The organism is Leptotrichia sp. oral taxon 215 str. W9775 (genome assembly GCF_000469505.1).
Lineage (GTDB): Bacteria > Fusobacteriota > Fusobacteriia > Fusobacteriales > Leptotrichiaceae > Leptotrichia_A.
Window position 1 is genome coordinate 1 of sequence record NZ_KI272841.1, and the last position, 23457, is coordinate 23457.

Annotated in this window: 14 protein-coding genes; 12 read left to right on the forward strand and 2 right to left on the reverse strand. The window is 32.4% G+C overall.

What is annotated here, in order from left to right; all coding sequences use genetic code 11:
* Positions 1-305 (forward strand): hypothetical protein (locus tag HMPREF1984_RS11620; protein ID WP_021766740.1); only part of this gene is annotated, 305 nt, incomplete at its 5' end.
* 163 nt (positions 306-468) lie between these two features.
* Complete coding sequence (locus HMPREF1984_RS04580) at positions 469-7566, forward strand: autotransporter-associated N-terminal domain-containing protein (protein WP_021766741.1); 7098 nt, start codon at positions 469-471, stop codon at positions 7564-7566.
* 354 nt (positions 7567-7920) lie between these two features.
* Here the strand turns inward: HMPREF1984_RS04580 and HMPREF1984_RS04585 are convergent, their stop codons facing one another.
* Positions 7921-8346, reverse strand: coding sequence for a hypothetical protein (locus HMPREF1984_RS04585; RefSeq protein WP_021766742.1), 426 nt, complete (start codon positions 8344-8346; stop codon positions 7921-7923).
* An 86-nt stretch (positions 8347-8432) separates the two neighbouring features.
* On the reverse strand, positions 8433-9347 hold the full coding sequence (locus HMPREF1984_RS11625; protein WP_021766743.1) for a C40 family peptidase: 915 nt from the start codon (positions 9345-9347) through the stop codon (positions 8433-8435).
* Positions 9348-9548: 201 nt separating this feature from the next.
* On the opposite strand from HMPREF1984_RS11625, the gene HMPREF1984_RS04595 reads away from it, so the two are divergent.
* From HMPREF1984_RS04595 to HMPREF1984_RS04640, 10 genes are all read left to right on the forward strand, one after another.
* The gene (locus HMPREF1984_RS04595) at positions 9549-11219 is read left to right on the forward strand and encodes a formate--tetrahydrofolate ligase (RefSeq protein ID WP_021766744.1); all 1671 of its coding nucleotides are present in this window, start codon (positions 9549-9551) and stop codon (positions 11217-11219) included.
* A gap of 134 nt (positions 11220-11353) precedes the next feature.
* Positions 11354-12559: a MalY/PatB family protein gene (locus HMPREF1984_RS04600; RefSeq protein ID WP_036099811.1), complete on the forward strand. Its 1206-nt coding sequence runs from the start codon at positions 11354-11356 to the stop codon at positions 12557-12559.
* Positions 12560-12832: 273 nt separating this feature from the next.
* Positions 12833-13663, forward strand: coding sequence for a glycosyltransferase family 2 protein (locus HMPREF1984_RS04605; RefSeq protein WP_036099813.1), 831 nt, complete (start codon positions 12833-12835; stop codon positions 13661-13663).
* Between the two features lie 19 nt (positions 13664-13682).
* A complete protein-coding gene (locus tag HMPREF1984_RS04610) occupies positions 13683-14885 on the forward strand; it encodes a CDP-glycerol--poly(glycerophosphate) glycerophosphotransferase (RefSeq protein WP_021766747.1) in 1203 nt (400 codons plus the stop codon).
* Complete coding sequence (locus HMPREF1984_RS04615; RefSeq protein ID WP_021766748.1) at positions 14872-15621, forward strand: glycosyltransferase family 2 protein; 750 nt, start codon at positions 14872-14874, stop codon at positions 15619-15621. The genes HMPREF1984_RS04610 and HMPREF1984_RS04615 overlap by 14 nt, the downstream gene beginning before the upstream one ends.
* A 66-nt stretch (positions 15622-15687) precedes the next feature.
* Positions 15688-16971, forward strand: a complete 1284-nt coding sequence (locus HMPREF1984_RS04620) for an exopolysaccharide biosynthesis polyprenyl glycosylphosphotransferase (RefSeq protein WP_021766749.1) — start codon at positions 15688-15690, stop codon at positions 16969-16971.
* A gap of 99 nt (positions 16972-17070) precedes the next feature.
* Positions 17071-20601, forward strand: a complete 3531-nt coding sequence (gene smc, locus HMPREF1984_RS04625; protein ID WP_036099849.1) for a chromosome segregation protein SMC — start codon at positions 17071-17073, stop codon at positions 20599-20601.
* Positions 20602-20801: 200 nt separating this feature from the next.
* The gene (locus tag HMPREF1984_RS04630; RefSeq protein ID WP_021766751.1) at positions 20802-22100 is read left to right on the forward strand and encodes a hypothetical protein; all 1299 of its coding nucleotides are present in this window, start codon (positions 20802-20804) and stop codon (positions 22098-22100) included.
* Positions 22101-23120 carry a VacJ family lipoprotein gene (locus HMPREF1984_RS10915; protein WP_021766752.1) on the forward strand — a complete coding sequence of 340 codons (1020 nt, stop codon included), beginning with the start codon at positions 22101-22103 and terminating at the stop codon, positions 23118-23120. It abuts the gene before it with no gap.
* On the forward strand, positions 23108-23413 hold the full coding sequence (locus HMPREF1984_RS04640) for a DUF4298 domain-containing protein (RefSeq protein WP_021766753.1): 306 nt from the start codon (positions 23108-23110) through the stop codon (positions 23411-23413). Before HMPREF1984_RS10915 ends, HMPREF1984_RS04640 begins: the two co-directional genes overlap by 13 nt.
* The last annotated feature ends 44 nt before the right edge of the window (positions 23414-23457 follow it).

The window sequence follows — 23457 nt, forward strand, 5'->3', positions numbered from 1 at the left end:
TTACTAATAGCTTTTTATCAGAAGGAAAAAGTTTATGTTTAAAATATACAATCTTTAATTCAGAAATTGGAAAAGAAGATAAAAACACCGTCAATATAATATTGGCGGTATTTTTATGGGAAAAATTAAAAAGAAAAATTGAAATATGTAAAGAAATAATTGAAGAAAATATTATTTTTAAATTAATTAAAAAATACACAACAAAATTTAATATGTGTTATTATAATTCTGTTATAAGCGAATATTATTTATATCTAAAAACATATGGGATAATGATAAATACAAGAGAATTTTATAGAAAATAAAAAAAATATATAAATAGATTAAAATTAAAATGTAATCACTTTAATGTTGATTTTTATGTAAAAATATAGTATAATCATAAAAAAGAATATACTTTTTTTAAGAATTTATTATAGGAGGTTATATAAAAAATATATTTAAAACTAGAATAATAAAGGAGAGAATATGAACAATAATTTGAGAAATATAGAAAAGAACTTAAGAGCATTTATTAAAAGATGTAAAGAAATAACTTATACAAAAGGATTACTTTTTACTTTTTTAATGACAGGAACATTTTCACAAGTAAATGGTAAAGCTAAAAAAGATGAAACAACAGGTAATCAAAGAAAACAGATAGAAAATTCAATAGGAGATATGAAAAAGCTTTTCAAGGATGCAAGATATGAAAATAATAAACTTTTAAAGTCTTCAAATCTTGAATTGATACAGCTTATGGAACAGGGAGACCATGTTGTAAAATCCCCATGGAGCAGCTGGCAATATGGAATTAATGGATTTTTTAGCCATTGGGGCAGTACATACAGAGGGAGAGGGGATAAGTCTGAAAGATACCCTTATAATGGAATTTATGAAAGAAGTACATACAGCTTTGACAGATACACTTCTCCATACAGTGACAGTTACAGCTTTTTACAAAAATCAAGCAATGTAAAATCAGCAACTACTACTGGAAGAGAAGGATACGGATCAAATTATGGATTAACAAGTACAACAAAGAAACAGGAACCTGTGGCAAGTTTAAATGTGGAAGCTACAATAAAGCCTAAAGAAGTAAGTAAGGCTTCAGTGGCGGCACCTAATATAAATGTAGTGGCACCTGTTCTGGTTTCACCTTCTATACCTACTGTAATTCCTGAGACTTTAACTATACCTAGTCCTAATCCTCCTGTGGTAAAGGTAAATCTTCCGCAGCCTAGTGCAAAGCCGTTTGTGGACTTTTCGTTTCAGAATGGAGTATTGGGATGGTTTAATGTAGCAAAGTCTACTGATTATAAAGCATATGATGGAACAACCTCTAAGTATAATGACGGGGGAGGACATAAATTTTGGACAGGATATAATCCGGTTACAAATCAATTACAGGCAAACTCAGGAGTAGATGGAACAACTTTAAATAAAGCATACAAAGCAATGGTGGCAGGAGTACCAAATTCTATAGTTAATCCTAGGGCAGGAGCACTGTTTTATTTCCATAGTACGACTACTGCAGGTTTAGCAAATGCTAGTGACAGGAAATTTATAGCTCAAAATATAGATATGTATTTAGCAGGTAATATAGGAGCAGCAGGACTGACAGATGGAAATCATGAAGGTGCATTAGGAATACATACAGTATGGAATGGAAAACTTTCGAATATTAATGCACATTTATATGGAAAAGCAGCTTTTCTTTCGTTAGAAACATGGTGGGCAGGTAAAATGGAATTTGATAATACACCAGGAAATGAAATAAAAGTAAATATTGAGTCAGTTCCAGGAGTAGCAGGAAGTGGAAATGAAAATACAATATTCCTTATTTATCCTGGGACTTATAGTATGGTAGCTGGACAAAATAATGGAGCTAAGCATCAGCGTGGAGGATTTACCGGTAAAGTAAATGCTGATATAAAAACTGATAAAAATATAGTTTATTCAGTGTTGGGTAATCAGGGATCTTTTGAGATAGACAGTAGTGGAAAATACAATATAACAGGAAATGAAAATATAGTTTATTCAGGTTATGGATATGTTCCTAACTGGAATAACTTTGTAGGGAAAGGGGTTGTTCAGGATAAACATCAGACTGGTATGACACCTACTATAAAACTTACAGAGGCTCCTGTAATAAATGGTGATAGAAATATTGTACTCCTTTTTAATGATAAAATGGATGATAATTTAGCAAAAGGTATTGATGTTTATGGAGGTATAAATAACAGTGATTGGAAAAAATCAGTAATTGGTATTTATCAGGGAGAAATTGATGCCAGAGCAAGAATAGGAAATAATGATGCAACAAGAGTAGTTGAAAATAACATCGGAATATATTCAAGATCAGGACAAAGAGGTCAGGAAACTATAAATGGTCAGGTTGCTAAATTTAATACAAAAACAGATTTAGGTGCTTCTGGATCCAGTATAAATTATGAAGATGATCCTATACATTCTTTGCAGATAAATAATATTGATATAACATTTGGTAAAAACTCTAAAAATGGAGTAATGATAGCCGCTGAACGAGGAACTGTAATTGATGTAGCTATGCCTGGAAATTTACATAGTAATGTTGTAAAAGATAATAGTGGAAACGCTATATCAGGAAAAACAGATTCCACAACAGTACCGATTATGACTACACCTATAAAGGATTATGAGGGAACATCGCCTTTAACAGCTTCTTATGATGATACTGCAAATGAAGTGGCTACAGGTACGGTTATTGCTTATGCATCAGGTGAATGGAAAAATACAGATCATAGAATGACTTCTTCTGAAGTACAGAGATTTGAAGGAAAGGGAAGTCAGATTAATATTGGACAGGATGTTATAATGTCTGCCAGATATAAAGATTATACACCGGCAGGATCTACAACAAAGGTAGAATCATTCCCAGTGGCGTATGTGGCTAAAGATAAAGGGGAAATAACAGCTGAGAAAACTACAGATGCAAAAGGATTTGGATCTATAATCGCTTATGCAGATACAAATTCTAAAATTACTTTAAAGGATAAAGCTACAGCGATAGATGAATGGGCAGCTTCAGATGCAACAACACAGCCTTATTTATATAAAAATATTGGTGGATATGCTAAAGCAGGAAGTACAATTACATTTGAAAAGGATGTAAAAATTCATGGAATGGCAGGATATGCTGACGGTGCAAATTCATTAGTTGAATTTAAAGGAACTGGCAATCTTGTGGAATCAGCAAAAGATGGTGGACTTGTAGCACAAAATGGAGGAAAGATTCAGTTTGGTGGTGGAGACATTAAAACTGAAAAAAGAAATCCTAATGATAATTATAGCGGAGTAGTGCCATTTTTAGCAGACGCTTCTTCAAATATAAACTTTAAGGGAGCAACAGAAATTTCTATTTCAGATGGTATACTTATGCCAGGAACAGCAACTGATTATGCAGCTGAAGATTCATCAGATCCTGCAAATGCCGCAGCAACAGCAGGTAAAAAATATACAGGAATGCAGAATGTAAAAGTTAATGTTACAGGAAATGGTGTAATATTAAGAGTTACAGAAGGCGGAACTGTAAATGATAACAAATGGACAGGACCTACTGGGCTTATTGAAAGTGTTGAAGATGACATGAAAATAAGCAGAGGAAACCTGAGAATAGGACCAAATGCAGATTATAAAGTATATTATAAAAATGGTGAATATTCTATAGAAAGAAATATTGACCTTGATAATGCACCTATTTTCAATAAAATAAAATTTGTGAGGGAAAAAATACATATACAGCCTGGAATTACTGTAAGTTCTGCGACAGGACAAGGAATGATAGTTGGATCAGATTCCGGAGCAACAAGTAATACACAGACAGGATATGTAAATAAAGGTAATGTTGAAATAACAGGTGGAACTGCTTCAACAATAGGATTAAGTACAAGTTATGGAGAAATTATAAATGAAAATGTTGTTAATGTAGATAATGGACTGGGACTGTATGGAGTAAATGGAAGTAAAATACTGAATGACAGTGCTGGAACAATTACTATAACAGGAAATGGAACTGGAATGGCTGCATTTACATCAGCAACTCAGCTTCAGGACTATGGAACAGATGCTAAAATAAAAGCAGGAACTCTTGGAAATAATGAAAAAACTTTAGAACTGGAAAATAAAGGTACAATTACAGTAAATGGAAATGGCGGAATTGGAATGTACGGAGAATTAAAAACATTACCAGGAGCGCATTCCAGTATAGAAGTAGGTAAAACAGGAACTTCTCATGGAAGTATAAGAAATGCAGGGAAAATAGTTCTGGCAGGAGATAATTCGGTAGGAGTTGTTTCAAAAGTGTCAGCTCCTGCAGGAGCGGCCTCGGCTCTTGACTTTGGAGGACCTGAAATAAGCCTGAATGGAACAGGAACTTCTGATATAGTTACAGGTAAGGAAGGAATCGGAGTATATGCAGACAATACAAAGGTTACTTTTGAAACTGACTATGGAGTGGAAGTAAAGGATAAAGGAACAGGAGTATTTATAGAAGGAAATAATCCATCGCTTACAGATAATAAAACTTTTGAATTGAAATATTCAGGAGTTCCAACTAAGTCAGCTGTTGCATTCTTTATGAATAATAAATCAACAGCGTCAGGAGCGGCAATGCTGAACAATATGAACATAAGATTAACTGATACTTCTCAAAATACAGAAGGATTAGTTGGAATATTGGCAAGAGGGACTACAGGAGAACTGAATAACCAGGGAAATATAACAGCAGATGCAGGATATGGAATTATTTCTGAAGGAGTGGAAGTTAGAAACAGTGGAAATATAACTTTAACTAATCCTGTAAGTGAAACACCTAAAAAGGAAAGTGTAGGAATTTATTCTAAAAACGGAAATAAAATTACAAACTCAGGAAATATAACAGTTGGAAAATATTCTGTAGGAATTTATGGAAATGAAGTACAGAATAGTGGTAACTTGAATATTGGTAATTCAGGTACAGGAATATTCAGCCAAGGTGGGAATGTAGACTTGACAGGAGGAACAATAACGGTTGGTTCAGATCAGGCGGCAGCAGTTTATGCAAATGGAGATGGTCAGACAGTAACTGCACATGCAGGATCAAATATTTCCATAGGAGACAACTCTTTTGGAATCCTTGTGGAAAAAGGTGCAGGTTCGGCTGGAAATAAAGTTATAAGTAATATTGCGGCAATAAATAATCTTGGAAATGATACTGTATACATATATTCCAACGATAACAGAACAGGAGCCCAAGTTATAAACAATACGGATCTTACAGCGTCAGGATCATTCAACTATGGAATATATTCTGCAGGAGAAGTTATAAACAACGGTAATATAAATTTTGGAGCAGGAGATGGAAATATTGGAATTTACAGTACTCATGGAGGAACAGCTGTTAATAATGCTTCAATTACAGTAGGTGAAAGTTATATGGATCCTACAAATTCATTGAATAATCGTTATGCTATCGGAATGGCTGCCGGATATACTCCAACTGCGACAGAACTTGCAGCAGGAAAACAGCCTTATACAGGAAATATTGTAAATAATGGTACAATAAACGTTACTGGAAAAGGAAGTATCGGAATGTACGGAACTGGTGCCGGAACAACAGTTTACAACGGTACTGCATCAAACCGTAATGCTGTAATAAACCTGAATTCAAGTGAAACTACAGGAATTTATCTGGATAACGGAGCTTATGGATATAACTACGGAAAGATAAAATCAAATGGCTCAAATTTAAGTAAAATTGTCGGAGTTGTTGTAAAAAATGGTTCAACTATTGAAAATCATGGAGAAATAGATATAACTGCCGCAGATGCTGTAGGAATATTAACTAAAGGAGATATGGCAGGTAATAACTTAGGTATAGTAAAGAACTATGGAAGCTTCAATATAAATGGAACAACAGTACCTGCAGGAACAAGGGCTGAAGATATTTCAGATTCTTCTATAATAGGTGTAAGTAAGGCAAGTGACCTGACTAAGACTGTAGAAGGAGTAAAAATAGAAGTTCCTCGTGGAAGTATTACAGGAACAATAACTGTAAACGGAACACCAGTTGTACCTGAAGTTGCAACAACATCAGGAGAAGAATTTAAACCTATGGAAGTATCAAAAATAGGTATGTATATAGATACTTCAAATAGAAATTATACGACTCCTATTACTGGACTGAGTGCCCTTACTAACCTTAAGAAAGCGGATCTGATAATTGGAGCGGAAGCGGCACAGAATACTACTGGAAAATACATTCAGTTAGATTCTAGAATAACAGATCCTTACAATGCAATGATAAGAGCAAACCAGCAGATTGAAAAATGGAGTATATATTCAGGTTCTTTGACATGGATGGCGACTGTTTCACAAAATGCAAGTGATGGAACTATACAAAATGCCTACCTTGCAAAAATACCTTATACATACTGGGCAGGGAATGAAGCAACACCTGTAAATGTTAGGGATACATACAACTTCTTAGATGGATTGGAACAAAGATATGGAGTGGAAGCGCTTGGAAGCAGAGAAAATCAGTTATTCCAAAAACTGAATGGAATAGGTAATAATGAAGCAATACTCTTCTATCAGGCAATGGATGAAATGATGGGACATCAGTATGCAAATACTCAAATGAGAATAAATGCTACTGGAAACATGCTTGACAAGGAATTCAGATATCTGAAGGACGAATGGAGAAATCCTTCTAAACAGAATAATAAGATAAAAGTATTTGGAATGAGGGATGAATACAAGACAGATACAGCAGGAATTATAGACTATACAAGTAATGCCTATGGAGTTGCTTATGTTCATGAAGACGAAACAGTAAAACTTGGTCATAGTTCAGGATGGTATGCAGGAGCTGTTCATAACAGATTCAAATTTAAGGATATAGGAAATTCTAAAGAAAATCAGACAATGCTGAAGGCAGGAGTATTTAAAACAATTTCTCCGGCATCAGATCATAATGGAAGTTTAAGATGGACTATATCTGGAGATGTATTTGCAGGAATAAATGAAATGAACCGTAGATTCCTTGTTGTAGATGATATATTCCAGGCAAAAGCTAACTATTATTCATATGGAGCGGCATTGAAAAATGAATTAGGTTATGATATAAGAATGAGTGAAAGAACTCATCTGAAACCATACGGAATGCTGAAGATGGAATATGGAAGATTTACTGGTATCAAGGAAAAGTCAGGAGAAATGAGACTTGAAGTGGAAGGAAATGACTATTTCTCTGTAAAACCGGAAGTAGGACTGGAATTTAAATACATACAACCACTTGCTGTCAGAACTCAGCTTTCTGTTGGAATTACAGCAGCTTATGAAAATGAACTTGGAAAAGTTGGAGATGTAAACAATAGAGCGAGAGTAAGATATACTACAGCTGACTGGTTTGGAATCAGAGGAGAAAAGGAAGATAGAAGAGGAAATGGTAAATTTGATCTGAATATTGGAATTGACAATACTAGAGTAGGATTTACACTGAATGCAGGATATGACACTAAAGGAAACAATGTAAGAGGTGGAATAGGATTCAGGGCAATCTATTAATTTTATACTAAATTCTGTGGAAAAAGTAAAATAGATAGGATTTAGAACACTTGTAAAAGAAAAAGGGCTGTCTCAAAAAGAAAATAAAATAATAATGTAAAAAACTATATTTTTGAATTATTTAGAATTTTACAATGTAAAACAGGAAATGAATTTAGGAAAAGTCATCTGTCCGAGCCTTTAGGCAAGTTTTTGACTTTTCCTTAATGAATGACTGTTTTATATAAGTAAAATTTTAGTAAATGAAAAAAATATAGTTTTTTCTTATATTATATTTAATTTTTACCATTTTGAGACAATCCCTTTTTTGTATTTTAAATTTATATAAAATTCAATCTATTCTTTTAATCGATTTTATTTATATGTTGAAAAAATTGTTTCCATAGTTTTTTTGAATGTTGGAGACCCTACCAGATTATAATCTTTTTCTGTGAATTTTTTACAATTATTAGCAAAGTATATTTCAAAAAGATATCCATCTCCTTTTATAGGATTTACTATTCCTGCATAAAGAAGTTCTTCATTTACATAATCTAGTATTGCAGCTGTATCATTTTGTCTTTGTAGGATTTTTCCTTCACTTGTATAGGAAATCTCCATAAGAGTGGAACCAATTAAACTGCACATCACATTACCTGAAGATGGGTTATCTCCATAGAAAGTAGCCCATTCTTCAAAAGAGTCATTAACAAGAACACCATCCTTTGTTTTTGAAAATTCTCCGAAGCTTAATAATGAAAACATTAAAAAAATTAATGTAGCTATTACTTTTTTACTCATAATATTCACTCCTTTAATATGTTATTTATCTAGTATAGCATGTGAAAATCAAAGTTTCAATTTTATGACATGTTAGTAAAAGTCTTTTAAGTATTTTTATGTTTATCAACTCTGACACCGTATTTAAAATACTTTCCCCAGTAGGGACTTTTAAGTGAAGACATTACAACACCTTTTGAAGAAGAAGCATTTATAAATAAGGAATTTCCCACATAAACTGCTGTATGGTTAGTCCTTCCTTCAGGTTTGAAAAATACAATATCTCCGGCTTTTAAATTTTTAGATGAAACTTTTTTTCCGGTTTGTGCCTGCTGGGTTGAAACTCTTGGCAGTTCATGACCGTAAACTTCACGATAAATTCTACGGGTTAAAGCTGAACAGTCAATTCCTTTTTTAGAATCTCCTCCCCATGCATATTTTGTATCCTTCCATTTGCTGTAAGATACAAGGAGCTTTTTTTCAGCAGCAGCAGTTCTTTTTTCACTTGCAGTTCCTGATTTTGCTATTCTTTCATGTTTTTTTCTTAGTTCAGTCATTTTATCAATGATAAGCTGATCTTTATTGTTTGCAGAAATACTGTAAATCCCTGTATTATGGGAAACTTTATTATGCGGAACTGTTTTTGCAGTATTTGCGACACTTGAAGTTTTTCCAGGTTTTGCTGTAGCTGTTCTTGCAGTTTGAGAAGTTTTTGCAATAGGATGTTTTTCTGCAGAATGTTTTGCTGCTGTTGGTTTTGTTTTGCTTTCTGAACTTTTAACGTTGCTTGTATTTTTAACAGCTATACTTTTAGCAGCTGTGCTTTTAGTGTTTGCAACCTTAACAGCTGTGTTTTTAACAGCCGGACCTTTAGAAACAGTTTTCTTTGTTTTTACAGTTTTAGCAGTATTCTGCTTTGCTTTGACATTTTTTTTATGCTTAACAGATTTTCCCTGTAATCCTGAAGTAATAAATGCAAACGCAGCCATACAGATTGCTGTAAAGAATCTCTTTTTTTTCATTTATTTTCTCCTTTTAAAATCAGTTATAATTTGTTTTTAAATTATTTCTGAAAAATATTTTTTTTATTGTATCATTAAATAAGAAAAAAGTAAATTGACTTTGAAAAAGAAAGATATTATAATTTAATATAAAATAAGTGTGGCGTAATTGAAATAAGGTAAAAATAAAATTATATAAATAAAATTTTTGGAGGCGATGAAATGACGGATATCGAAATAGCTCAAAGGGCAAAGTTGGAAAAAATTAATGTGATTGCTGAAAAAGCAGGACTTTCTGAAGAAGATTACGAACAATATGGGAATTATAAGGCTAAAGTCAGCCTTGATGTATTGAAAAAAAATTCTGACAAAAAGGATGGAAAACTTATACTTGTGACAGCTATAACTCCTACACCTCCAGGTGAAGGGAAATCAACTGTAACAGTAGGGCTTACTCAGGCCTTTAACAAATTTGGATATAAGTCAATTGCGGCACTAAGGGAACCGTCATTAGGCCCTGTATTTGGAATAAAGGGAGGAGCTACAGGGGGAGGAATGTCCCAGGTTGTTCCTATGGAAGAAATAAACCTTCATTTTACAGGAGATATCCATGCAATTTCAACTGCACATAACCTTATTTCTGCGTGCATTGACAATCATCTTATGCAGGGAAATGAACTGGACATAGATGTAAATAATATTACTTGGAAACGTGTCCTTGATATGAATGACAGGGCATTGAGAAATATTGTGGTTGGAATGGGAGGAAGACTTAACGGAATTCCTAGGGAATCTTCATTCCAAATAACAGTAGCGTCAGAAATAATGGCAATATTCTGTCTTGCTAACTCAATTACTGACCTGAAAAAAAGAATAGGTGAAATAGTTTTTGGGTACAATAGAAAAGGAGAAATGCTTAAGGTAAAACAGCTGAAAATAGAAGGAGCGGTTACAGCACTTCTTAAGGATGCTATTAAGCCTAATCTTGTTCAGACGCTGGAAAATACTCCTGTATTTATACATGGAGGACCTTTTGCGAATATTGCTCATGGATGTAATTCGGTGCTTGCAACGAAAATGGCATTGAAATTGTCAGATTATGTAGTAACAGAAGCAGGATTTGCGGCTGACCTTGGAGCAGAAAAATTTTTGGATATAAAGGCAAGAAAAGCAGAAATTGAACCAAATGTTATTGTTATAGTTGCAACTGTCAGAGCATTGAAACATCATGGTGGAGATACCGACCTGAAATCAGAAAATATAGAAACATTGAAAAAAGGACTTGTAAACCTTGAAAGACATATAGAAAGCATGCAGAAATATCATATTCCTGTAATTGTTGCAATAAATAAATTTATAACAGACACTGATGCTGAAATAAAGGAAATTGAAAAATTCTGCAATGCAAAGGGTGTAGAGGTAGCTCTTTGTGAAATTTGGGAAAAAGGTGGAGAAGGTGGAAAGGAACTTGTAGACAAAGTAATTTCTGCAGTTGAGGAAAATGAAAAGTCAGAAGAAAAATTTTCTCCATTGTATGAACTGGAACTTCCGATAAAGGAAAAAATAGAAATTATTGCAAAGGAAATATATGGAGCTGACGGGGTTAAATTTATGCCTAAGGCACTTAATAACATAAAAAAATACGAAGAATACGGATATGATAAACTTCCTGTATGTATTTCAAAAACACAGAAATCACTGTCAGATAACCCAAAATTATTGGGAAGACCTACAGGATTTGAAATTACAATAAATGAAATCAGACTGTCTGCAGGAGCAGGATTTTTAGTGGCGATGGCAGGAGAAATCATAGATATGCCCGGACTTCCTAAAAAACCTTCAGCAGAACTGATTGATATAGATGAAAATGGAGTAATTACAGGGTTGTTTTAAATGAAAATATGAGAGTTGAAAGTATTTATAAATTCATTAAAAGGTTATCCGACAAGTAAGCTGGAACAGGAAACTGTAAATAGACTAAAAAAATTACAGAATGAAGAAAATAACTAAAAATGAGAGGTCTAAAAATGTCTAAAAAATACGATTTTGAAACATTGATAAGTAGAAAAAATCAAGGCTCGTATAAATGGGAAGGGATGTACAAGGAATATCCTAATCTGCCTGATGATATAGTACCATTTTCAGTGGCAGACATGGAACTGCAGATTGCACCTGAAATAAAGGAAGGATTGAAAAAATACATAGATGAAGCAATACTCGGATATACTGGAACTTATGAAGAATACTTTGAAGCTGTAATAAATTGGATGAAAAGAAAACATAATTTTGATATTCAGAAGGAGTGGATTGTAACTTCATCAGGAGTTGTTTCTGCGTTGTTTGATTCTGTAAAGGCTTTTACTGAAAAAGAGGATGGAGTAATAGTGTTTACACCTGTGTATTATCCTTTTTACAGTGCAATAAAATTAAATGAAAGAAAAATTGTAGAGTGCCCACTCATGGAAAATGAGGGAAGATACACAATAGATTTTGAAAGTTTTGAAAAGCTTGCAAAGGAAGAAAAAAATACACTCCTCATTTTATGCAGTCCCCACAATCCGGTAGGAAGAGTATGGTCAAAAGAAGAACTGAAGAAAATTGGTGAAATTGCCCTTGAAAATAATCTGAAAATTGTTTCTGATGAAATACATTTTGATATTCTTATGGAAGGGGAAAAACATACTGTCCTGCAGACGCTGTCAGAAGAACTTTCTGAAATTATAGTTACTTGTACTGCTCCGACTAAGACATTTAACCTTGCCGGGATTGGAATATCAAATATAATTATAAAAAATGAAAAGATGAGGAAAAAGTTTATCAATGAACAGGGAAGATCATCTGCACACGTGTTTGCGGCATTGGGATATAGAGCCTGCATACTGGCATATACTCAGGCAGAAGAATGGTTTGAGAAGTTTCTTCAGCTTATTAATAAAAATCAGAAAATTGTAAATAGATTTTTTGAGGAAAAGTTTACTGAACTTAAAGCTCCATTAATTCAGGGAACTTATTTGCAGTGGATTGATTTCAGGGCTTTAGGGCTTAAAGGAGAAGATCTGAAAAAGTTTATGAATGGGAAAGCACAATTATTTTTCAGTGAAGGTTATACATTTGGAAAAAATGGAGATGGATTTGAAAGAATGAATCTTGCAGTTCCAACCCATATTCTTGAAAAAGGTCTGGAAAGACTGTATAAGGCAATAAAAGAAAATTATCCTGAATTCTGTAAATAAATTCTGTGATTGTTTAAAAAAGTAACATAAATAAATGAATGGGAATAATTCAGAAAAAATGCAAATCTGGAAAATGGAAAGTTGTACCAAAATAAAAAATACTAAAATAGAAAATGTTATTTGGGGCTGTTGAAAAACAGTCCCTTTTAAAGTGATTTCATTATTTTTGACTGTTTAATTTTATAATATTTTGTGGTATAATACTAAATAAAACTGATGTTAGGAAAAGAAAATAGAATTTATAGAAATATGCATTAAAAAGGAGTGAGAATATTGAAGGTCTCGTTAATAATGCCAACAATAAATGTTACTGATGAACTGGAACTGTTTTTAAAAAGTTTAAAGGAGCAGACTTATAAGGATTTTGAACTTATTGCAGTGGATCAGAACAAGGATGACAAGGCTTATAAAATTTTAGAAAAATATGAAAATGATTTTGAAATAAAGTATATGAAAAGTGACAGGAAAGGTCTAAGCCTGAACAGAAACAGGGGATTACTTGTAATGGACGGAAGTATTGCAGGATTTCCTGATGATGACTGTGAATATCAGCCTGATACATTGGAAAAGGTAGTAAAATTCTTTAAGGAAAATGAAGATAAAAGAATATATTCGTGTAGGACTCTTGAAAGGGGAAAAGACTACGGAACAGGAATAATGGCTGAGCAAAATGTTAAACTGACAAAAGGAAATATTGAAAAAACTGTAAAATCTATTACTTTTTTCGTGAATTATACATATGAGGATATAGTTCTGTTTGATGAAAATCTGGGTGTAGGTTCTGTTTTTGGAAGTGGAGAGGAAACAGACTATGTGCTGACATTACTGCATAAAGGATATAAAGGTGAGTATTTTGCAGATGACATTATTTTTCATCCTGCCAAAAAAGGAAACTATGATGATTTGGACAGGGCGTACAAATATGCACTTGGATATGGAGCACTTGTAAAGAAGGAAGTTTTAGGAAGAAAAAATTTTTTTTACTATTTTAAATTTTTAAAAAGAATATTTAGAAGTATAGCGGGTATAATACTTACAAAAAATAGAAAATATCATAAGACAGTTTTAAAGGGAAGAATCGAAGGATTTAACAAATACAAGTAGGAAAGAAGGAAAACTAAAAATGGACAAATTAAAATGCCTTATAAATATGATAATAGCCTTTATAATTTATCCTTTTACAAAGGGGAAATTTAAAAATAGGAAAATATGGCTTGTCGGGGGAAACGCAGGAGAGCTTTTTGTTGACAATGGAAGAGCAATTTATGAATATCTGAGATCTAAAAAGGATATAGAAGAATACTGGGTTGTTAATAAAAATTCGCCAGTTTTTGATAAAATTCATGGCGGAAAGCTTGTAAAGGGAAGTGTGGAAAGCTACCTTTATTTCATGAATTCGGAAGTTGTACTTTTTTCACATTCAATATCTGCAGATATAGCACCTTATCTGTTTGTTGTTCCAGTTATAAATCTGTTTCACTATAAACCTCTGAAGGTGTTCTTAAATCATGGGACGGTAGGTTTCAAGGTTAGAATGGCAATGAATAAGAAAACAGAAAAAATAGCTGAAAATCTTGTAAAATCCTATGATGTGAATATATGTGATTCAGAATATGAAAAAAATATAAAGACTAAAACATGGTGGAATGTTCCTGAAAATACTGCATTTATAACAGGATATCCGAGATATGATAAATTATATAATGTGGAAGTTGAAAGAAAAGAAATATTTTTTATGCCTACATGGAGAAACTGGATAAAGCTTGAAAATGCAAGGATAGAAGATACAGAATATTTTAAAAATATTACAGGTCTTATAACAGATGAAAGATTTAATAAATATCTGGAAGAAAAAAATCTTTATCTGAATGTGTATATTCATCAGCTTATGCATGATTACCTGAAGGATTTTAATAAGGTAAAACTTGGAAAAAATGTCACTCTATTACCAAAAGATGCTGATATTACTAAGGAACTGATGAAAGCAAAAATTCTTATAACTGATTATTCAAGTGTCGCATATGATTTCTATTATCTGAATAAGCCGATTGTATTCTTTCAGTTTGACAGGGAGGAATATCAGAAGAAAGTCGGTTCCTATGTGGATCTGGATAAAGAACTTTTTGGAGAAGGAGTTCACACTATAAGGGAATGTGTGGAAAAAATAGAAGAAATTACAGAAAATAACTTTGAATATAGTCCAGCTGTAAGGGAAAATATGGATAAAATGAGAAGTATGTTCTTAAAATACACTGATAAGGAAAACTGTAAGAGAGTATATGAACTGATTATAAAAAAACTTGGAGAAAAAAATGGAAAAAAATAAAGTATCTATAATAATTCCTGTATATAATGCAGAAAAATTTATTGGAGAAACAATAGAATCAGTTATTTCCCAAACATATACAAATTGGGAAATACTTATATTAAATGACATGTCTACTGACAGAAGTTATGAAATCATACAGGAATATGCACAGAAGGACGGAAGAATAAAAGTCATTAACAGTGAAAAAAACATTGGTGTGGTTGAAGGAAGAAACAGACTTATAAATGAAGCAGATGGAGAATATATAGCCTTTCTTGATGCTGATGACTACTGGAAGGAAGACAAACTTGAAAAACAGATTGAATTCATGAAAAATAAGGATATCGCCATAAGCTGTACAGAATATACAAGAGTTACAGAAAATGGAAAACCTATTAATGAAATAAAAATAAAGGAAGAAATAACTTACAGGGATTTGCTTAAAAATAACTATTTAGGCTGTCTTACAGTTGTTTACAATGCTGGAAAGCTTGGAAAAAGATATTTTAAGGAAAGGGATAAAAACGAAGACTATGTCCTTTGGCTTGAAATAGTGAAAGATACTGGAAAAATATATGGACTAAAGGAAAATCTCGCATTTTATAGAGTCCTGGATAAATCAAGATCCAGCAATAAAATAGATGCTGCCAAAGTAAGATGGAGAATATACAGGGATGTGGAAAAACTTTCATTGTTTCAGGCAGCCTATTATTTCATAAATTACGTAATAATAGCTTTAAAAAAGACAAAATAAACTTGCATAACAGAATTAGAAAATAAAAATATAATAAGTAAAAATGTAAAGGTGGGAAACAGAAAGATGGCCATGAGCGGAGTAAGAAAAAATTTTTCCTATTTATTTGGGATATTGACGGTAGCAATGTATTTTATTGGACTGATTATAATAAACAGAGGACTGGGATTTAGGAATGCAATGATAATAGTCAGTGCCTTGATTGCCTACTACATAGCAAATGTATATAATGTAGCAACAAATAAGTATAAATTGAAGGATATGACAACGGTAATTGTAATAAACGGGATTTTAATGACTGTTACAACTTTTTCTAAAATATTTACTTTTTATGAAGGGATTGTCCTTTTTGGGATAATAACAATATTTCAGATAGCTTTCAGATATATAGTTATTATGGGGGTAGTTGAAAAGGAAAGAGTTGTATTTGTTGGAGAAAATGACTATACGGAGGATTTGCTTGAAAGTGTGAAAAAGGATGGCCAGTATGTATTTGTGACATCATTGAATAATACTGATATGAAGGCACTTGGAAAGGAAATACTTGAACTATATAATACAAAGAAATTTGATGTGCTTGTGGATTTTACGGATAAACTGTTAAGGGATCCTAAAATAACAGAAAAATTGTTACAATATAAACTTGAAGGATTACAGTATTATAACTATCTGGAATTTTATGAAACATACGAAAATAAACTTCCAATATCTCATTTAAGTCCAAAATGGTTTCTTGAAAATACAGGATTTGAAATATATCATAATAACTTTAACCTTAAGGCGAAAAGGCTTCTGGATTTACTTTTTGCATTACTGATAGGAATATTTGCGGCTCCGGTAATTGTGCTCGCTGCAATAATAGTAAAACTTGAATCTAAAGGGCCGATATTCTTTATACAGGAGAGAATAGGTGAAGGAAATAAGAAGTTTAATATAGTAAAATTCCGTTCAATGACTACTGATGCTGAAAAAGACGGGCCTCAATGGGCATCTAAAAATGACAACAGGGTTACGAAATTTGGGAAAATAATGAGAGCTACGAGAATTGATGAATTACCTCAGCTATGGAATGTGTTACGTGGGGAAATGAGTTTTGTGGGTCCTCGTCCTGAAAGGGAATATTTTATTCAGCAGCTTGAAAAGGAAATACCTTACTATAATTTAAGACATACTGTAAAACCAGGACTGACAGGGTGGGCACAAGTAATGTATCCTTATGGTGCCAGTGTTGAAGATGCTTACAGAAAATTGCAGTATGATTTATATTATATAAAACATCACAGCATTCCATTTGATGTGAAGGTGCTTCTAAAAACAGTAACGATAGTTATTTTTGGAAAAGGAAGATAGCCAAATATAAGTGAAAAGAAGAAAAGAGAAGTATAGTTGTAAAAGACAGAGAAAATAAAATTTATCAGGAAATAAATGGGAAAAGAAAGGGTATTACACATGCATTTAAAGGCATTGGAGCTTGCAGGATTTAAATCATTTGCTGAAAAGACGACAGTTGAGTTTAACAGAGGGATTACCTCGATAGTTGGGCCTAACGGAAGTGGAAAGAGCAATATTCTGGATGCAATTTTATGGGTTTTAGGTGAGCAGAGCTACAAAAATATAAGAGCCAAGGAAAGTTCGGATATTATTTTTTCAGGTGGAAAAAATAAAAAGCCACGTTCCATGGCGGAAGTCAGTCTTATCATTGAAAATGAAGACAGATATCTTGACATAGATTTTTCTGAAGTAAAAATAACAAGAAGAATATATAAAAGCGGAGAAAATGAATACTTTATAAATAACAGACGGGTAAGACTGAAGGATATAAGTAATCTTTTTATGGATACAGGTATCGGAAAACAGGCTTATTCCATAATTGGGCAAGGAAGAGTTGAAAGAATAATAAGCTCGAATCCAAGAGAACTGAGGGAAATTATAGAAGAAGCTGCCGGAGTAAAAAGAGCCAAGGTGGAAAAGGAAGATTCTACGAAAAAGCTGAAGGAAGTAAAAAATGAGATTGAAAAGATAGAGTTTGTTGAAAAGGAACTGGCTACAAGGGTGGGGCATCTAAGGGAAGAAGAAAGAAAAGCAAGACTTTATAAGACTTTTTCTGAAAAAATAGATACTCATAAGCTTATGATTTTAGAATATAATCAGAATGAAGGAAAGAGAAAGCAGGAAGAATTTGAAGTAAAACGTTCCCAGCTTGAAAAAATTATTTTGGAAATACAGGAAGAATATCAGATAAAAAATACTGAAGCTGAAAATATCTCTATAAGTAAAAAAGAAAAATATGAACTTCTAGAAAATGAGAAAAATGCAAATGAACAGATTTTTCTTGAAATGGAAACATTTAGAGATGAGTATGCAAAGCTGTCAGGTCAGCTTTCCAATCTGGATATTCAGGCTGAAGAAAAGGAAAAGAGAAATAAAGTTCTTGAGAAAGATATAAAGGAAAAGGGAGAAATTTTGTCAAAATCTGAAAAAGAACTTTCAGAAATTGTGAAGGAACTTTCAGAAAAGGAAATATCTAAAAATAAAATAGAAGAAAAAGTGGAAGAGCTGAAGGTACGCCATGAACTTTTAACGACAAAATTAAAAAAGGCAACACAGCAAAGCCATGATTTTGAAGTGGATAAAATAAAGGCAACAAGTGAAAATGAAGAATATGAAAAAAGAATTGCCACTGCTGAAATTGTAATGAAAAGACAAGTTGCAGAAAAGGAAGATATGGATGCAGAATTTTCTGAGTTTGTCAGCAGAATGAAAGTTTTTGAGCAGAATAAACTTGCAAAGGAAAATGAAAAGAAAGAAAAAGAGCTGATTTTAAAAGAGGCTGATGCTAAAGCTGAAAAAAGAAGAAAGCAGTATTCAGATATAAATAAGGATTCGGGAGAACTCAGCTATAAATATGAAAACCTTAATGCTAAAAAGAGGGCGAATGAAAATATAATTGAGAAAAATGAAACATTTGCAAGGGCGACAAAGGGAATACTTCAGGAAAATATAAAAGGAGTAATAGGAGCTTTTGTAAATTTAATAAATATTCCTGATGGATATGAGGAAGCGATACAGACCCTTTCTGGAGGGAATTTTCAGGATATTGTTGTAGAAAACAGTGATATTGGTAAAAAATGTATAGCTATTTTAAAGGATAAAAAGCTTGGAAGAGCATCATTTCTGCCAGTTGCAGATGTAAAGGTGTATAAAATTCTGAATGAATATCCTAAAAAAGAAGGAGTTATAGGTTTTGCCAGAAATATAGTGGGATGCGATGAAAGAATAAAAAAGATTGTAGATTTTGTTTATGGAAATTCAATTGTGGTAAAAAACATTGAAATAGGAACACAGCTTCTTAAAGAAGGTTTTAATGACAGAATAGTCACACTTGAAGGAGATATAATAACTGCAAGGGGAAGAATGACAGGAGGTTATTCTGTAAGAGGGAAGGATGAACTTTTAGAGAGAAAGAAAGAGCTTAAAGTAATAAAGGAAAAAATGAATGAAATTCAGAATGAAAGGGAAGAATTATCAAGAAAACTTGAGAAATTATCAGAAATATTAAAGGCAGAAGAAAAGGAAAGAGAAAAAATTCAGAAGGAATTGGAAGTAATGGAAGGAAATTACAGGGAATTTCTGAAGGAATATGATAATTTTAGTTCTGAATATAACAAAAGAAAAAGGGAAATTGGGACATTAGAGTATGAAATCAAACAAAATAGAGATTTTATAGCTTCGAGAAAAGAAAAGATTAAAGAAAATACCGAAATTATTGAAAATATAGTCAAGCTGATAGAAGAAAATAAGCTGGCTATTGCAATATTAAACAATGAAATAGAAAAGTCGGAAAATATAAATGAGTATTATCATGAATTAAATACAATTGATAAGGAATACGAGATTTTAAAAGTGAAAACTGACAGCAACAAGTCGAGATATGCTGAAATAAAAGCTGATTATGAGAAACTTGTTAACGAAAAGAAGGAAGTTGAGGAGTTTCAACAGAAAAAAACTGTCATGAAGGAAAAACTTACAAAAGCGATTCAGGATAAAAAAGAAGAAATTGAAGGAAAACAGAAGGAAAATACTGAAAAGTCGCAGCTTATAAAGTCCCTTGAAAAGGAAATAAAGGAACTGGAAGTTTCTGAAAAGGAACTTATAAAAGGTGTTAAGGATATTGAAATTAAGAAAAGAGATCAGGAAAATGAATATGGAAAACTGATTGAAAAGATTTCTGAAAATGAGAAAAAAATGGAAACTTACAATTATGAACTGGAGGAAATTCCTGAAGAAAGAGCAAAGAATAACGAAGAATATAAAGAAATTGAGAATGAAACTGAACTTCAGGCAATAAAGCGGAAACTTTCTGTTAATGAAAGAAGCAGAACTGAAATAGGAAGTGTAAATCTTTCAGCAATAGAAGAATATGAAAGGGAAAATAAGAGATATACTGAACTTGTTAATCAGAAAAGAGACCTGCTTGCAAGTAGGGAGTCCCTTCTTACGCTAATTGGTGATATTGAAAACGATATAGTTGAAAAGTTTAACATTGCATTGGAAGAAATTAATAATAATTTCAAGTATATGTGTGAAACTATCCTGAATGGAGCAAAAGGAGCAATAAGACTGCTTGATGAGGAAAATATGCTGGAAACAGGATTGGAACTAAGCGTGAAATATAAAAATAAACCTGAACAGACACTTATGCTTCTGTCAGGAGGAGAAAAATCAATGCTGGCAGTTTCGTTTATAATGGCAATATTTATGTTTAAGCCGAGTCCATTTACCTTCTTTGATGAAATTGAAGCGGCTCTTGATGAGGAAAATACTAAGAAAATAGTCAAACTCTTAAATAAATTCATAACTAAATCACAGTTTATACTGATAACCCATAACAAGGAAACAATGAAGGGTTCACATAGGCTTTATGGAGTCACTATGAATAAAGAAATAGGTGAATCAAGGATAATTTCGGTGGATGTATAGTTATGGAAAAGAGGAATATGGACAAGAATAACAATGTATGTTAAAATAGAAAACAAAACTCAAATCAGATTAAGTACGTCAGGGGGAAAATGTTACAGGAACATTTAAAATATTTGATATTACTTGAGTTGATGGAAATAATAAAATAAAGGAAAGGAGAGTATGGTTTATATAAGTTTATATATTATCATACAGAAAATATGTTAAAAAAAATATTAATTGTAATAGCAGTAACGCTCTTTTCAATAATTGGATTTGGAAAAGAAGTAGATGTATCACAGATAGCAGTTGACTATCCTTATAAGGATAATGCAATAATGGCAACTGTTATGGGAACTCCTAGCAGTCAATGGTATAAATTTAAAAAGGGGAAGGCACCAAAAGTAAAAAAATTCAAGACTATAAAAAAAGTTCCTGAAATATTAAGACAGTGGAGTGATTATGAATATGGAGTATGGACACAGAAAAACGATGCTCCTCTAATGATACTTGTATCCGGGACAGGATCACTGTATAACAGTGGACTTACAATGTATATGGCAAATGTATTTTATGATAGGGGATACAATGTAATTGCCTTAAGTTCACCTACTACAATGCCATATATTGTGAGCCAGAGTAAAAATAACTATGCAGGATATATAAAAGATGAATCTACACATATGTATGAACTGATAGCAGCAGCAGTTTTAAAGGAAAAGGCTGATGGAATGAAGGTTACTAAAACTCATATTGGTGGATACAGTCTTGGAGGATTCCAGTCATTACTTATACAGGAGTTGGACAGTAAAAATAAAAAAATTGGTATCGAAAAATCACTTATGCTTAATTCACCTGTAAGTATTTTGACAGCAACGCAGAAACTTGACAGCTATCTTGTAGAAAATGGAATATACAATGCAGAAGGTCTTGAAAAGTTTCTTGATAATATATTTGGAAAGCTTGTATATGATGAAAAAATTGAATTAAGTGATGTTGATTTTACAGATATAAGATCGGCAGTATCAAAATTACAGTTAAAAGATAGTGATTTTGAAGTTCTGACAGGGCTTCTTTTCAGATTTTATTCAGCAAATATGACTTTTGCGGGAGAAGTTTTCAGCGGGAAAGATGCTGTTGGAAGACTTTCTGACAAAAAAGCATATAAGAGATTTGATTCAGTGACTGAAGAATTCAGGGAAGGTTTGTCAGTATCCTTTGATGAATATTCAAAAGAAATTTTATATCCTTACCTGAAAAAGAATAAATATCCTGACTTGACAATGGAACAGTTTATAAAGGAATTTGATTTGAGAAACAGTCAGGAATTTATTGAAAAAAACAATAAAAATATAATATTTATAACATCTAAAGATGATATTCTTATAACAGAAAGTGATCTGGACTACATAAATAACACATTTGGTAATAAAGTTATAATACCTTATGGGGGACATACAGGAATATTGTGGCATAAAGATGTTGCAAACCTGATGATAGATAAACTGGAGGAAGAATAGATGAAAATAAGAAATAAATTTATATTACTGGGGGCAGTGCTATTTACGACTTCTTTTGCATATGGAGAGAAGTCGGAGGCTTTAAAATCTTATACCACGGAAAATCTTAATTATACTGAAATGGTTGAAAAGGAAATAAATGATGATATATTTCTGGAATTTGTAGATGGAGATATTGTTGAAGAACCTTCAAAAAATATAGAAATATACGAAAGATACAATTATAATCCTAAGAATAAAAATAAAAAATATAATGGTCATTACATGGCATTTGAAAAGGATACGTATGGAATTATTGCAAATAATATTGACAGGCTTGACGAAGAATATATTATTTCCAGTAAAGTGTTTGAACTGACTGATATAAATGACGGATTTGAGCCATTTAACAGAAGGATGTATGCCTTTAATACACAGCTTGATAGAAAAGTTATGTATCCAGCTTCACAGGTATATGCGGCAATTGTTCCTAAGCCGATTAGAATAGGAATAGAAAATTTCTATAACAACTTTAAGGAAATACCTACAATGTTTAACTCCCTACTGCAGTTCAAACCTAAAAAAGCTGCAAATGCATTTGGAAGATTTGCAATAAATTCAACTATCGGTCTTTTAGGAACAAATGATGTTGCTAAAAAATTTGGATTGAAGAAAGACTGGGAAACAATGGGGGATACACTTGGAGTTTATGGTGTTCCTACAGGTTCCTACCTTGTACTTCCTGTATTGGGACCAAGTACATTAAGAGATGGATTAGGAAGTATTGCAGACTCGGCAATGGAAGTATACGTAAAAGGAAAAGTTGAAACAGAACTATTTTTTGATACAGGAGTGTTTGATAAAAGTATTTATGGATTTACAAGACCGGTAGTTACAGGATTGAATGCCAGATCGCTTATAGGATTTAGATATGGAGATTTAAATTCCCCTTTTGAGTACGATCTTGTAAAGGCACTCTATTACAATTACAGAAAAAATGCAGGTAAGAAAATAGGGAGAAAGAAACTATGGATAAGATAAAAAGAATTGAAGAAATGGAAAAAATAATGGATAAATCTGCAGATATTTTCAATGAACTTAATGCTGTTCTTGATAAACTGTGTGAAAACTTGCCTGATTATAAAAAACTGGATGAGTATTATAGCAGCCAGGACTGGTTTTCAGATGTGGAAGATTCTAACAATAATCTTTTACCTGAAGATTTAAAATGTGGTGTCCTAAGTGAAGACGGTGCCTACAATTTATTCGGAGATAATCATGAACTGGCAATAAGAATGGTTGAAATTGCGGCAAAAATGCTGAGAAGAGAGTAATTTTTGCTTTCATCATAAAAGAGTTGACAAATTCTATAATTTAT